Below are 14,421 nucleotides of genomic sequence, written 5' to 3' on the forward strand. Positions count from 1 at the left end.
ACAAACTCTTTGAAAAGTCAGCTGTGCGGCCAGCGGACCTCAACGAACGTAAAAAAACCGACCATCCAAAAATTCAGTCGGCTTTTTGAGCAGGCTTGGCGAACGACGCCCGCAATATGTTCGACGGTGTAATCCCTTTGCCGAATGCAATGGAATATGAAATTTCGAGTAGCGACTTGCTTAGCGAGGCCGAGGAATGACCACTGCCGCTCAGAGCAAAATGGTCAAGAGGCGAACGCCCAAGCCTCTAACAACGTCAGTACTGCATCGCGTGCAGCCTCGGTGAAAGAGGACGAGCCTGTCCCTAGAGGGTGATGCTTTTTTTGAGAACCGCCATGCGGCTTTATGGTCGCAGAACCCACGAGCGCTGCGTTTCAGGAAAACTTTTGAGGGGCACATTAAGTGCGATTCGTTGCTTCTCCCTGTAAAAAGGATTTTAAGCAACTAGTGAGAAGGTGCCAAGAAACCTTTGGAACCTTCTCACTTTTTATCCTGCCATGAATTTTTGATCTTTGCAAGGGCTAATGATTACACAGCTTGGCACCTCAGTCTCTATCAATCTACGTTTCTTTCGGATCGTAAGGAAATGGATCACTGATAGCCAAAGCCAATTTATCGTCGGTAGGCTTGCGCAGGTAACTAGTCCAGTGATCGGTTGAGTTACAAAGATCGATCTCGGCGCTGGTCAGTGACTGGCGGCACGCGTCCATACGTTCCTCAACTATGTATTTCTCGCGAATGAACGACGCCAACTGCTCCTCGTCGAATGATTGAGCGAGGTAGGGGTAGTGGATTGCTAACTCAGCTCTCCCACCACGCTCCAGTTGCGCATTCACCTTTCCGAAGAGCCGGTCCACCCGTCCAACGCGCTGCTCATTATCACCCGGCGTCCATGCGATGCCGTAATGATGCACTTTGCGGCACTGCATATGCAGGTTCACGCCTTCCTGCAGCACCGAGGTGGTGGCCAGCACATTCGGATAAAACGGGGTATTGAAGCCTAGGATTAGCCGCTGGCGATCCTTGACTGCACCACTGGCATAGAATGCAGGACTGTTCAGCCCTGTCAGCACGTGCCAGTGGCTCTTCCAGTGATCCTCCCAGTTCTCGCATAGTGCCTCGAAGGTTTCTAGGGCCGCACAAAAATAGGCCAGCGCCAAGGAGTCGCTCAACTTGACCTCGATGAAGCTCAGAAAGGCTAGGTAGCGCTGCTGTACGTCGCCCGTCTTTCCGCATCTGCGGAATTCCGCATACCAGCAATACAGTTCGACGATCACCGGGCTGGCAAAGAGATAACCATTCTTCAGATAGTGGCCGAAGCTCTCAATCAGGGCTGGGTTCCGCGCCAACAGCTCAATCTTCTGGCGAGAAGCGGGCTCCAGCTTGCAATACATCAGCCCCCACAGAGTGGGCATCGGATTCTCAAATTCCACGCTCGAGTCTGCGACTACGCCACCGCCCCGCTTCTCAACATCGCCGCGAGCTTCGAGCGCCGCCGAGGCATACTCGTCTCGCAGCCTGTCACTTGAGCGTTTGCGGTAATAGTAGAGGTAAGTCCCCTTCTGGTAGTCGCTAGCCGGTTCGAGCAACAGCGAAAACAAGCTCTCCGGCTTACGGAGGCGCAGGCTAAAGTTTGAGCAGTCGGTGCTGCGATGAGCCCCAGTCTTTTTTACGACGAAGAGATTGGCAACCTTCGAATAAACAGCGTCGTCCGCGTCGGAATGCTCGTCGGGCGCCGGATCGTTACCGTCTAACAGGATGGCATCGCCAACTTCCTCTTCACTCTCAAAGAGACGATTGAACTCCACACGCGACCAATGGCGGGTTTCCCACTTCTTTAGAGTCCTCTCGTGGTCCTCAGGTGCAAGTGCTTCAACGATCCTCCTGCCCATCTGCTTGTCGTAGGCCGTGTTGATGCGATTGGCAATCTCACGTACCGAAGGAATCCTCCGCACGAACACCAAGTGCTTATGTTCGTGGACATCAATTGCTCCATTGAAAACATCTTTGGGCACGCAGCTGCTGACCAATGCGTCGTACTTGGGGTGCGCCGGTAAGTTGCCCAAGCTTTCGTGCATGCGTGCCAGCCGCCTCAGGATCTCCGTGTCGGGAGCGCCCTGAAAGTCCCGCTTTGCCACGTCTTCCTCCGAGTCTTGATCTTCTTCACAAGCCTGCACCTTGAAGGACTCAAAGCCCTCGAGATAGCCGTAGAGAAAGCGCCGGCCGTCTTTGACCTGCTGCTCTACCAAAAGCTTTTGGTAGAGCGCGAAAAACAGTTCCGCTGCAGGATCGTCAAACTTAGCTCTCACCTCCAGTTCGTTGCGGTAACTGTATTTGTCGTAAGTACCGTTCAGCCCTTTCATACGACGCAGTCGGCGCAATGCGTATTTCTTCAAGAGTTCCTCGGGCTTGGTGTGACCAACGTCAGCCACGTAGCCCAGAATCGCCGTAATGTCGTCCATCGACTTATGGCTGGGTGTAGCTGTCATTAACAGTGCGCGCGCTCCCAACCGATCATCAGCGGTGCCGAAGAACTCACGTGCTGCCTTGGCCCGCTGGGACTTTCCATCATTGTTGCGGAAGTAGTGGGCCTCATCCACGATAAGCAGGTCAAAACCCTGCCCATCGGGCGATGCCTTCTTAAGCCTGCCGTGGATATCCTTCGCTTCCTGGGCTGCGCCCTTCAGCTTGTCAAAGTCCGCACCATGCTCGCCGCGAACCAGACCGCTCAGCGAGTAGATCGTGGTGATGAAGAGTTGGTGGGGCTGGGTGATGGACTCCTCTACGGCTTCGGCCAGCGCGTTCAAGGACCATACCAGCCTAGCCTCGTGCATTGGTTCGCCATCACACGAACGACGCACCAAGCCGTCGGACTCGCGGTAATGCGTACGGATGAACTTGGCGTACTCCCGTTGCCAATGCCGGCAGATGTCCCGGTTGGGCGCCATGATCAGCACCCGCGCGTCGGGCTTTATCCTCCACAGCTGTGCCATAACGCCCAAGGCCTGGAGCGTTTTTCCCGTGCCAACCTCGTCGGCGAGCAGCGCCGCACGGTACTGGTTTAGCTTGTTCCACAACCCCGCCACGCCTTCGGCTTGACGCGCGGGCATTGAAGTGTCGCCCGCCAGGTACGTCCAATCCGCACGGTCGCGATCAAAGGTAATACAGTCTGACACCTGCTTCGGCGTCAGCGTACCCCAGCGTTCAGCACCCATAACCGCATGCCTCCCGGAGCCGCTTCATGTATTGCGCGTTGCCATGGATCTCTGGTGGCAAGTACACGGCCTGCTTCGGCTTCAGCTTCAGGCTCGCCCACTTAACGTTCTTAGGCGTTGACGTCCGCGCGTACTTCGCCCGGTGCTTGGCATAGGCCTCCAGCGCCACTACGTGCAGCGAATCCACCTCCCGCAGCATAAACCACTTGAATACGGTGTTATCTCGGGAATCGGCGACCTGCTCGTTCACCTTGCTCACCAGCTCCTGCATGCTTCCGGGACACACGAACAACAACCTCTCCAGCTCGTCCATTGAGCCGATCTCGCGCAGCCGCTTGCGGAACTGCTCGAAGGCGTGAAACAGGCGGAAGTAGCTCAGTCCGCCGCTTGCACCAACAGGTAGCGCCACTGGTTCGTCGTCGGGCACGTCGTCATGCCGTAGCACCTTGCGCAGGCGGTGGGTACCGCTGGCCCCGGGTTTAGCCTCTTTGACCAGATCGTTCAACAAGTCCTTCAATGAATCGTAGCCCTGAGCCCGCCGATAGTCCGGCTCGGCTTCCAGCACTAGACCACGGTACTCAAGGTTGCCGTCGCGCCAGACTTCGTAGCTGTGATCCGCCAGCAGTGCTTCGTTGTCGGCCAACGGTAGTCGGATAGACTCCAGCGGCCAGAATCCTTCACTCTGCCGCCCCTTCCAGCACAGTGGAACCTGCTTCTTCACCCCCGGCAGGCGCAGGCGGTAACTCGCACCCTGAATCGCCTCAAACAACCGCCCCTGCACCTCATAGCGACCCTGCTTCCAGTCGAAGCAAACTTGCAGCTCGAAGGGCAAGGGATATAGCGGTGGATCCAACTCATCGTCCTCCAGCATTTCTTCGGTCCCGAATTCCTTCTCGCCGATCTTCAGCGGCTGACCTGCGATCTGAGTCTTCAGTGCCACGTTCAGCAAGATCCCGGCTTCGACGTTACGCAGCTCGAAGCTGGCTGCTCCGGGCTCCGTGCAGTTCCATGAGCCCACAGCGAGGCGCGCCTGGCGGCCAGAAGCCAGCCAAAGCTTGGCGTGGGTCATCTCGATTTCATCCGCACGCGGCGAGGGTCGATCATGGAATGTGAGAACCTTCGAGCAGAGCAACTCCGCGATCGCATCCGTCCACGCCGTGCGCACGTAACGGTTTCCAACACGATCTGGCACTATGGAAAATTTCAGAGCCTGACCAGCCAACTCCTGCACCCGCCCTAGCAGGCTCGCTAGATCACGCGAGAAATAAGGTGACCACACCGTCAGACGATCCGCCTGCGTGTCTGCCAGCAATTGCTGCAAAAAGCTTTGGCGCTCGAAGCTGTGCGCGAAACACCAATCTTCATCGCAGCCCTCGAAGCGTCGACGCACGCCCAAAGCCTTTGCCTCGTCCACGCCTGCCGCCGTCAAGAGTGGGTCGAAAAAGCGCTTGACCTGCTGGTACTGCCTATTGTTACTGATCGATCGGAATACAAACACCTCCTGGTTTCGCCCCCATCCGCTAATGCTTAGGTTTGCACTGCCAGCACCCAGCACCATGCGGCCGTTCTTGTCTTCCAAAAAGATCACCTTAGGGTGGAACAGTGATTCCTTTCCAAACCATTTCTCTCTCACACCCAGCCGCCCCGGCAGCACGCCATGCACCGCAACCGCCGTCCGCTTGAGCTGGTCAGCTTCCAGCATTCGCAGGTCACAAAACACGCGCACGTCGACACCACTCTCGGCCAGCTGCTGCTGCATGCTCTCATAGTCCATGCGGTTGGCTGGTGGGTCAGCGTCAAGCAGGATGGGCAGCACGTGGGTCTCAAAGAAGGGTATGCCCAGGTTGAAGGTGGTGAACCAAGCCCGCCTCAGCTCGCCCAACCCCCGCACTTGCTGGCGAAACTCGTCTAGGAGCTTCATACAGCCCCCCGCAACCCGGACAAGAGGTGGCGAAACTGAGGAATATAGTACTGATTTACCCAAGTGCCCAAGGGCCGTTCCATCATCTTGGGCAGCGGACGAGTGCGTACGTCGATCTTGAGTTGTCTGCCCCCCAACAGCCTCAGCCAGGGCGACTGGCCACGTGCTTCCATCACCTTGTTGTGGTAATTAATCAGCCGCTTCACTTGCTGGCGCACGTCTGCTCCTTGAGCCAGCTTGAGCAGTTCGTCCAGCCGCTCCCTGGCGGTACCCGAAATTTCCGCACGCATTGATGCATTGGTCTCGATATGTGTCGCCTGATTGGTCAGCGTGTGCTCGTCACGGCCCAGCGCCTTCCAAATTGCAGTAACGTCGTCCAGAGAATGTGACTTTGCAGAGAGCAGCACATCCAACAGCAGATCCAACTCGCCGAGTAAGGGCTCGAGGACACGCACGTTCTCGAGCTTGTCCTTGTCTGCCTGCGCAAGGTTCGGGCATTGTGCTGCTAGTGCAAATACCTCTGCAGTGGGCCGACGGCAATCATCGCGCATCCATTCCTGGTTAAGCACCTCATACAACGCGCCTGGCGCGCCTTTGTTCAGCTCGGTGACCTCAAGCCAGAAGTCGCGTGCATATGTACCCACACCCGTAGGGGAACTGAATGCATTTACAAACTCCTGCCTCAGCTTCTTGGGGACACAGCTGAATTGGTGCTCTGGAACGCGGCGGCCATCGGCTAGCACCGTGGTCAAATACGCAAGCAGCAATTTTTTCAGTCCGACCAGTGGACCTGAATCCGCCAATAGCTGTTTCTGAACCTTGTGCCACAGTGGCCGCGATTTTGGCAGCGCATAGTCATAGTTGCTATCAAAAAACTCCATCTGCACTAGGGCCTGTTCTCAATTGCTGAATCATCGGCATGCCAAATGGAAGCCGTGTCAAAAAAGTTGTTTACGGTCAATGACATAGCAAGGGGGCTGTTCACAGCGGTCTGAATCTGCTTATATCCTGATTTTTCGGCTGAGCTCAGGATGGATCGGAAGATGCTGCGCGACGACCAGTGGGCGCGCATTGAACAACTCTTGCCCGGCAAGGCGACCGACCGTGGTGTTACGGCCAAGGACAATCGGCGCTTCGTCGAAGCGGTGCTGTGGATCATGCGCACGGGCAGTCCGTGGCGCGATCTCCCGGAGGAACTGGGGCATTGGCACCGGACCTTCGTTCGCTTCTCGCGCTGGCGCGAGAAAGGGGTGTGGGAGCGGGTTGCCACAGCGCTGCGTAGCGAGGCCGACATGGAATATCTGTTCCTCGACTCGACGATCGTGCGCGCCCACCAACACGCTGCCGGCGCCCAAAAAAAGCGGGCGACCCGCAAATCGGCCGCTCGCGGGGTGGATTGACCACCAAGTTGCATGTGGCGGTGGATTCCCTGGGCAATCCAGTGCGAGTCATTCTCACGGCAGGTCAGATCTCCGATATCGGACAAGCGGGCGCACTCATCAAAGATCAGCCCGCCGAGTTCATTGTGGCCGACAAGGGCTACGACTCGGATGCCTTTATCGAAACCATCACGGCGCAAGGCAGCCAGGCGGTCATTCCACCTCGCGCCAACCGACTCAACCCGCGTACCTTCGATCGCCATATCTACAAGGACCGCAATCTGATCGAGCGCTTCTTCTGTCGGATCAAGCAATTCAGACGTATCGCTACGCGCTACGACAAACTCGCACAGTCATTCCTGTCCTTCGTTCATCTCGCTTGTGCTTTCGTCTGGTTGGCGTAATTGAGAACAGGCCCTAGCGGCGTCTTGTAACGGCCACTGACGCCGAGCGAGTTCTGCCGCACCAGCATGTGGGCCCGGGCCTCTTGGCTGAACAGCAGCAGAGGGTTACACGCTGACTCGTCCCACCGACGGCGCGCCTTGGAAATACCGAGTACGCCGGCGGTTTCTACGCCTTTCTGTGCCTGAAATTCGACCATGGCGTAGGCGAACACATTCTCTAGGTAAATCAAGCAGGCCTGCTTGAAGGCGGTGGAGTCCTTGCCCCGGCTCGCATAGGCCTTGTCGTTGATTAACCCTTTGCCCAGCAACACATGGTCGTCCTCGACCAGCGCCTTGGTCACCGCGTGGTTGAAGAGGTTAAGCGTGTAGTTACGGACGTCATTGGAAATGGAACTGATGCGGTTGCGGAAAATGATCTGGCCGTAGGCTGACCAAATTACCTGCAGCCCTAGGGGGTCTAGGTTCAGCTCATTAGAAGCACTTGCATCAAACTCGGTAAGTATGTAGTCCAATATCGGGGCTGAGGTCATATAAGTCGCCTTCAAGAGAACAAGAGAATCAGTATCATTCGGCAACTCTCCAGCCGCCAAGGTAGTAAATTAATCGGGATCCGCTATTGGCCAGTGACGGCTGTCAGTTCCGAGTGTTTTCAACCGCATTGTCTTTTTACTTGCGTCATTTATACCCTGCGCGGTTACGTGCACTGCGAAAAGAATTGCCACAGTCGAACCAGTGCAAGGGTGTCCAGGCCGCAGTAGTCAAGCAACTGCGTCCGGAGCTGCTCCTTGCGGGTCGAGCTCGTGCCCGTATTGATGGCTTCCAGGTAGGCCTCCATCGCCATGCCTCCCCCCTGCACGCCGTCGAGCGCGTCGTAGCGCAGCTCGGGTGCAATCGCCGGCAAAACGCTCTTGATGCTCCAGCTACCCTCTTGGCTTGGGTGGTAATAGCGTTCCCGGGCAATCGGCAGCAGGTCGACGACCCGTTCGTTAATCGCCAGCAATGCCCGCTTTTCCCGCGGAAAGCGCTCGGCCAGTTCCCGGATGCGGGCGGTCTCGAATCCGGCGTTGTAAACGAACACCGGCCCGCGCTCACCGCAGGCGGCGACTAGCGCCTGGGTAAAGGCTTTGGATGGATCCTTGCCTGATAGATCGAGAAAGGATTGGTGCTCCAGCTTTCCGGTCCGGGACAGGCGGTGCAGGCTGAACTGGAAGGGAATCTGCTGATAGGGCCGAGTTCCCTTCCAGATCGGAACGGGAAACATGATGGTCTCGAAGTCCAGGAAATACCCGGGCAGCTTATGGGGACCGAGGTCTGCCGCTGCTCCGTGTAAATCGAAATAAGTCGTGCCGGAGAGGCTGTGTTGCTTGACCCGCAGTTGTTGTGCGCTGAGGAGCGCGTCGGGTACTTCCCGCATGTCTACGACACGCTGCTCCTCGATGTGTGCTTTCAATGTCCGGGACTGGATCCGGGGAAGCCAGCTCACCGGGTACGTCGCTTGCGGTTCGTGTTTCCGGCAATGAGCCTGAAAACCACACTCGTAGGGGATGCCACACTGGCTACCGGTCGGAATTCCGGGCTCCTTACGCTTGCGGGCGATCGTCTGTGCGTCGGTAACCCAGGACTGTGCCTCGGCTGCCCGGCCAAGGGCCTCGGCGCTCAGATCTTCCTCGACCAGGAGCCCGGTGTAGTCACCACCACCCGGATAGGTCCAGCTGTTATCGATGTGCGCCACGGCAATCGACACCAGGGGAACGCCTGCCGATGTGGCGATCCAGGCCTGAACGGCTACATCGTCCCGGTGGTACTCCTTGACGCTTGTCGATGACTTCACCTCCACCATCCGCCAGACTCGTGATCGCCCCTTGCGAAGCGGGAGCATCACGTCGGCGAAGGCCAAAGCGCCATTGGCAGAGAACCCAGCCTCGAAGATTGGAGTGTTCTTGCCCAGAAGTGCTTGCGTCCGTGCGAAGGCACCGTCGTAGCCTTCACTCCCGACATCGATGAGATTGCCTTTGCCGTCCGGATCGTAAATCTGCCGCGCCACTTCGCCGACGCTGTGTCCTGCCTGAAAGCTGGCCAGCGTTCCAGCGGCATCCTCTCGCAATTCGGGGCGATGAATCTCGAGCCAGAGGCGTCTCGGGCATTGGCGATACGCGAGGATTTTTGATTTCGACAGCAGACACATTTATTTTTACCGGTTATTTATATGGCCTACGTCAGCCGCGCGGTTTTCTTGAGAGGCTCGTGATGAACTACTTGCCGGAGGGTCGTCGATCCGGATCCAATTCTACGAATTGATGCGACGCATTGTGTCGCATACCCCGCGCACACTGACCCTATTCCATCGCATCACTGAAGGGGACCACCATGCGCCGTCGTCGCCGCTTGAACCTGCATCCGACCACCCAGACAGACGAGTCCAGTGCCTTTCGCAAGCTCAGCAGGCTGTTTTTCCTTCGTCTAATGGTGAGCGTCCGCTGGGAGCCCGAGCGGCTCGAGAGCATTGTTGAAGATAGCGATTGCCTCCCATTGCTGGGTATCCCCGGGGCAGAACTGGATGCTTGCCCTTCACGCAGTGCAGCCCATCTGAAACGCATTTTGCGCAGCCAGCTCACCACCCTGAATGAGCAAGCTCCCGGGTTGGAGGGCACTCCACTTGGCAGAAACGTCACTTGGCTCGGCGAACGCCTCAGGCTGTCGGCGGTTGATTGCCGGATACTCGAATTGGTCGTTCTGATCAATGCCTACCGCCCGCTGCATGATGCCGTAGCGACACTGCGCCTTAATGGAACCCGGCAAGGGATCTTGAAGCTCGTCGCCATCCTGTGTGGCCAGCCGCTTCGGTCTGTGACCAAGGCGTTCGTTTCGGGCGGAGCACTGACGGAGAGCGGGCTGCTCAAGCTCGAGAGTGGTTTTTCCGACTTCGAGGACCGTTTCAAGTTGCCTGATGGACTTGAGGATGCGCTACTGGCGCCTTATGCCAAGCCAGAGGCGCTCCTTGAACGTTTTTTCCGTACGGCATCTCCTGCGAAGCTTCAGGCCGAGGACTTCAGCCATCTGAGGAGCGATTTCAATCTTCTCCAGCCCTTGCTGAAGCAGGCCGCCGCGAAGCAGGTGAAGGGTCTGAACATCCTTTTGTACGGTGAGCCCGGGGTAGGCAAGTCCGAGTTTGCGCGGCTGATCGCCGAAGCCGCCGGGCTTGAGGTATTTGAAGTCAGCAATGCCAACGACGAAGGCGAGGCCCTGAGCGGACGGGGGCGCTTCGCCTCCTACAGGCTGTGCCAGCGGGTGCTGGCCCAAAGCAAGGGCAACGTGGTGCTGTTTGACGAGATCGAGGACGTGTTTCCGTCGAGCGGTGGTGGGCTGATGGAGTTGTTTGGCCTCGACGAGAGCCCGAGCAAGGGGACAGGCAAGGCTTGGGTCAATAGGGCGCTCGAAACGAATCCCGTTCCGGCAATCTGGATTTCCAACCGGGTGCATCATATCGACCCTGCCTACCTGCGCCGTTTCGACTTCGCCGTGGAAGTGCCCAAGCCCCCGAAAGCCGTGCGTGAGCGGGTGGCCAGGAAGTATTTCGACGGCACCCGCAGCAGTCCGGAGTGGATCGATCAGCTCGCCGACTGGAGTGAGGTCACCCCTGCCCAGCTGGAAAAGGCCGCCCGGGTTGCCCGCCTCGTGAACCCCCGTTCCGGTGGCGAAGTTGAGGCTGTCGCCGAGCGCACCCTGCGCTCCTCGGCCCATCTCCTGCGACAAGAGGTGCCCAGAAAGCTGCGGCACACCACCGGCTACCGCCTCGACTGTCTCAACACGAATATTGAGGTGGCTCCGTTGATTGCCGGCCTGCAGGCCAGGCCCCGCGGCACCTTTTGCTTTTACGGCCCCCCGGGCACCGGCAAGACGGCATTGGCCCAGCACATCGCCAGCGCCATCGACCGTCCGCTGCTGGTGAAGCGGGCATCCGACCTGCTCTCGAAATGGGTCGGCGAGGCCGAACAGAACATCGCGGCCATGTTTCGGGAAGCCCGGGCCGAGGGAGCGGTGCTGGTGCTCGACGAGGCGGACAGCTTTCTTTCCGACCGTCGTGGGGCCAGTCAAAGCTGGGAGGTCAGCCAGGTGAATGAGATGCTGACCCACATGGAGGACTTTGACGGCATCTTCGTGTGTACGACGAACTTGTTCGAGCGCCTCGATGCGGCAGCCTTACGTCGTTTTGCCTTCAAGCTGCGCTTTGGCTTCCTGAAGCCAGAGCCGCGAATCACCCTGTTCGAGGAGACCTGGGCCCGCCTCAACGCGAAGGCGGGCAGGGTTCCGCTCGAGGTCCAGCAGCGGCTGAAACGCCTGGATAAGCTCACGCCCGGGGACTTTGCCGCCGTGGCACGCCAGCACGTGCTGCTGGGCGACCGGCCGGAGGCGGGCGTGCTGATTGCCGCGCTGGAGGAGGAGTGCCGGGTCAAGGATGGCGCCGCCCAAGGCATGGGCTTTGTGATCTGAATACCGAAGTCAGGCTGGTGGCGTGGCTTCGGTTGCCCCGTCGGTCTGCCCCAGTCTGTTGGCGATGGTACGAAACTCGTCGCGCAGGAACGGGGGGGGAGATGACCTCGACCTTATCGCCGTAACCGAGCAGCCACCAGCGCAATTCGGCGGTGTCCTGAACCGTCGCACTCACCCGCGTTCGTGACTCTCCGGTGTCGGTGAGGGTCTGGTCTGCCGAGAGAGGGCATTCGGCCAGATGGACGGCCGCTTTCCGGGAGAACTCGGCGACAAGGAACAGGGGCGTGACGCCGAGACGGTAACCGCCAGGCTATCGACGCCAAGCTCGCCTACACCGAATTCCTCGCCCTCCTGATCCAGGACGAGGCGGCCCGGCGCGAACAGAAGAGGTTCTCGACCCGCCTGCACCGGGCGGCCTTCCGGGCCACCCAGCCCCTAGAGGGCTTCGAGTTCGAGCGGCTCCCGAGTACCAACCGGGCGCTGGCCCATGATCTGGCCACCGGCCACTACATCCACGAGGAGGCCGTCGGGCCCTGCGGCACCGGCAAGAGCCACCTGGCCCAGACTCTGGTCTCCTGCGCGGTGCGCCAGGGGCAGAACGGAACTTTCGCGACGGCGGCCAATAAATCTTATTAATACACACTCAAGGATGCCGATTGCGTGTCGTAACACTGATCAAAGTGGCGGTAGGGGCGCACGGTGAAATAAAAACAGCGAGAGTATTTTTGTTGCCTTAGCACGAAGACTGCGAAGTGGCGCTAACAACCAGATGTAGAGAGGGCTGACTCGATGAAAGCCTGGAAAGCTGCTAACAGGCATCTTATCTGGGAACTGCCGCGAGGCACGAAAGAGAATTAAGCTCGACCGATAGAGAACCTCTAGCAAGCATTGCTGCCAGCATTTTATAGTGCAATCTTGAGAAACTCTCAAGAATAAATAAAAGCTATTAAATATTTAATTGGATGAGCCGTCATGGATAAGATGCATTTTTCACTGAAATTCTTCGAAAGCACAGGACTCGTCGCTGATGTAACACCAAAACCGTCCACCTACCCAGATAACTTTCCTTCTGAATATAGCGAGAAGACACTTAAAGGATTTGCAGACAGTCTGTTCCCCGGGGAATGCGTGAACATCGACCTTTATGAGTTCGCAAAGGTCGATGTTCATAGAGGAACAAGGCTCTCGACTATTATGAACCGATCGGTACTCCCGAAGGAGTTGCTTGAGCTCTTGAAGAAATCCACTAGGGATTATCGGCTCCTTGAACGCTCTGGAGAAAACAGACTGTCGATTCAGCGGAAAATTGCAGACATTTCGCGCGAAATAAATGAGTCCAAGAAGACTATCGCAGATTTGCGCATACGGGAGACTGGAGGCAAACAAAGACCAGCTCAAGTAAATAAGGACAAGCCATTCGATCTACTGACAGCTATTGTGGAGTCACGAGAGGAACATTCATCGGCCCGCGAAAAAATGTATTTGAAGGCGGTTCTTGGAGAAATCAGTCCAATATCTAACGTCGAGTCTGTCTTAAACTCATTGGTAGCTGCACTCATAAATGCAACCAACGCATTCGAACAAGAACACGCGAGGGTCGCGCGTCTTGAAATGCAGATCAAATAGCTTTCTCACATGACTATATTTACTTTTTCACCAAATTAGCACATTACTCGTATGCTCAGAACTTGGTCGTGAGCCCCATGAAGAATGAGGAAGACAAGTTTCGAAACCTACCTCAGCCACCCTATGCGCCACCTTGGAACATGCTGACCGTCGCTTTCCGAGCAGACTCGGGGCTTGTGTGATCTGCCAATTGTGGAGCGGGAAGGTCGGGGGCATTGGCAGCGGAAGAAATTGTTGATTGAACCTCAATCGTTACTTTAAGTGAGCAGTTCTTCGACGTCATGGAAGCTCAAGCTGAAGTGGAATACAGCTACACCGCATGGCTAATAGCTCCGCTGGGACACGGTGGCGGGCGTCGTGGACAAACTCAGCATTCATGCCAAATTTTGCCGGCTAAGTCGGAGATTGAGCTGGTGAACCACTGGCCAGCCACTAAGTTGTCGGAGCCTCCCAATGGACAGTTCGTCGGATGCGACTTCCAGGCTATCCGCACCTCGCTCTGTTACCCCTGCGCCATGGGCTCGACGGCTCCGAACAATCGCCCCAGTAAGAGCTCATACCTCCGCATAGTGGCACCCTGCATACGCCGCCTGCGGAACTTGCAGCAGAGGCTTTAGAAAACCTACCCCTGAGAGATCCGGCAACGGTGCTGACATGCGTGTATCGAATCCGCACCGAAGATTTCGATGCCCACTATCGGCAACCTCGTTAGGCCATTCAATGCCGAGATACTGGGATGCGCCTTCATTACTTAATGCCTCGGAGTCGATCCCGGCAGGCAGGAGGATGCCCTGGCGGCAAACCTATACATGCGGACCGATTATCCTGATCAGGCTGGGCGACTAGCCCCACGCATCTTTCACCTAGCAGGGACTGATACGCTGAAAAATCGCTGGATGCCGAACCCGGGCTACCGCTCATTCGCCCACGCGACACATCCTGTCGTCTCGGCCCAGACAATGTCTGCCATGAGAACGAAACCAGGCATGCGACTACTTTTCGACGACCGGATGCCGGGCGACTGTGATGTGCTTGCGCGCACGTGGGACGCAGCACAGACCTTGCTGCAGAGCAGGGATTTGGATGCCCTGCACTTTGGCGTTGGACGGGGCCAGCCCACCCGGCAGGACGGATTGGCCCTTGTGGAGTGGGGCTTGGTCCACAATCTGCTTCCTGTCCGGGTCTGGCTGCTGTCGAAGTCCGGTACCTGAAGGATTTACTCAATCGGCTGCCGACCCGGCCTCAGGGTCGGATTGGGGAATTGCTGTCACATCGGTGAACATCGGATTCAGTCTGAAGCTCGGTCACGAGGGGATCGCCGGGCGCTTACGGACTGGCACTCGGCCTTTGCGGATCGTTCGAGAGCGATGAACGGCAGATTATCG

Annotated in this window: 11 protein-coding genes; 5 read left to right on the top strand and 6 right to left on the bottom strand. The window is 57.4% G+C overall.

What is annotated here, in order from left to right:
* Positions 1-560 precede the first annotated feature (560 nt).
* From ETQ85_RS14435 to ETQ85_RS14445, 3 genes are read right to left on the bottom strand one after another with little or no spacing between them, the layout of a single operon-like run.
* Complete coding sequence (locus tag ETQ85_RS14435) at positions 561-3,215, bottom strand: DEAD/DEAH box helicase family protein (RefSeq protein ID WP_148579779.1); 2,655 nt, start codon at positions 3,213-3,215, stop codon at positions 561-563.
* Positions 3,205-5,136 carry a phospholipase D-like domain-containing protein gene (locus ETQ85_RS14440; RefSeq protein ID WP_148579780.1) on the bottom strand — a complete coding sequence of 644 codons (1,932 nt, stop codon included), beginning with the start codon at positions 5,134-5,136 and terminating at the stop codon, positions 3,205-3,207. Before ETQ85_RS14440 ends, ETQ85_RS14435 begins: the two co-directional genes overlap by 11 nt.
* Positions 5,133-6,017 carry a hypothetical protein gene (locus tag ETQ85_RS14445; RefSeq protein ID WP_148579781.1) on the bottom strand — a complete coding sequence of 295 codons (885 nt, stop codon included), beginning with the start codon at positions 6,015-6,017 and terminating at the stop codon, positions 5,133-5,135. The genes ETQ85_RS14440 and ETQ85_RS14445 overlap by 4 nt, the downstream gene beginning before the upstream one ends.
* Positions 6,018-6,167: 150 nt before the next feature.
* On the opposite strand from ETQ85_RS14445, the gene ETQ85_RS14450 reads away from it, so the two are divergent.
* Positions 6,168-6,919, top strand: a protein-coding gene (locus ETQ85_RS14450) for an IS5 family transposase (RefSeq protein ID WP_246128628.1) whose coding sequence is annotated in 2 segments (ribosomal slippage) — positions 6,168-6,495 and positions 6,495-6,919 — 753 coding nt in all. Because the reading frame shifts where the segments join, the coding sequence is not laid out codon by codon here.
* Here ETQ85_RS14450 and ETQ85_RS14455 read toward each other — a convergent pair.
* The gene (locus ETQ85_RS14455) at positions 6,886-7,449 is read right to left on the bottom strand and encodes a hypothetical protein (protein WP_148579782.1); all 564 of its coding nucleotides are present in this window, start codon (positions 7,447-7,449) and stop codon (positions 6,886-6,888) included. The two genes, ETQ85_RS14450 and ETQ85_RS14455, sit on opposite strands and share 34 nt — an antisense overlap.
* A gap of 164 nt (positions 7,450-7,613) precedes the next feature.
* The gene (locus ETQ85_RS14460; protein ID WP_148579783.1) at positions 7,614-9,104 is read right to left on the bottom strand and encodes a DUF2779 domain-containing protein; all 1,491 of its coding nucleotides are present in this window, start codon (positions 9,102-9,104) and stop codon (positions 7,614-7,616) included.
* A 182-nt stretch (positions 9,105-9,286) separates the two neighbouring features.
* On the opposite strand from ETQ85_RS14460, the gene ETQ85_RS14465 reads away from it, so the two are divergent.
* Positions 9,287-11,410: an AAA family ATPase gene (locus ETQ85_RS14465; RefSeq protein WP_148579784.1), complete on the top strand. Its 2,124-nt coding sequence runs from the start codon at positions 9,287-9,289 to the stop codon at positions 11,408-11,410.
* On the opposite strand, the gene ETQ85_RS27450 is transcribed toward ETQ85_RS14465, so the two are convergent.
* Positions 11,370-11,690: a WYL domain-containing protein gene (locus ETQ85_RS27450; RefSeq protein WP_148579900.1), complete on the bottom strand. Its 321-nt coding sequence runs from the start codon at positions 11,688-11,690 to the stop codon at positions 11,370-11,372. The two genes, ETQ85_RS14465 and ETQ85_RS27450, sit on opposite strands and share 41 nt — an antisense overlap.
* Positions 11,691-11,764: 74 nt before the next feature.
* Here ETQ85_RS27450 and ETQ85_RS14475 point away from each other — a divergent pair, with 74 nt between their 5' ends.
* The 3 genes from ETQ85_RS14475 (at position 11,765) to ETQ85_RS14485 (ending at position 14,247) form a co-directional block, all read left to right on the top strand.
* Entirely contained in the window at positions 11,765-12,046 is a 282-nt protein-coding gene (locus ETQ85_RS14475) for an ATP-binding protein (protein ID WP_281283098.1), read from the top strand.
* A gap of 336 nt (positions 12,047-12,382) precedes the next feature.
* The gene (locus tag ETQ85_RS14480; protein WP_148579785.1) at positions 12,383-13,036 is read left to right on the top strand and encodes a hypothetical protein; all 654 of its coding nucleotides are present in this window, start codon (positions 12,383-12,385) and stop codon (positions 13,034-13,036) included.
* Between the two features lie 986 nt (positions 13,037-14,022).
* Entirely contained in the window at positions 14,023-14,247 is a 225-nt protein-coding gene (locus ETQ85_RS14485; RefSeq protein WP_148579786.1) for a hypothetical protein, read from the top strand.
* Positions 14,248-14,421: the final 174 nt, after the last annotated feature.

The sequence above is a fragment of the Zoogloea oleivorans genome, from assembly GCF_008107625.1.
In the GTDB taxonomy this organism is placed as follows: Bacteria; Pseudomonadota; Gammaproteobacteria; order Burkholderiales; family Rhodocyclaceae; genus Zoogloea; species Zoogloea oleivorans.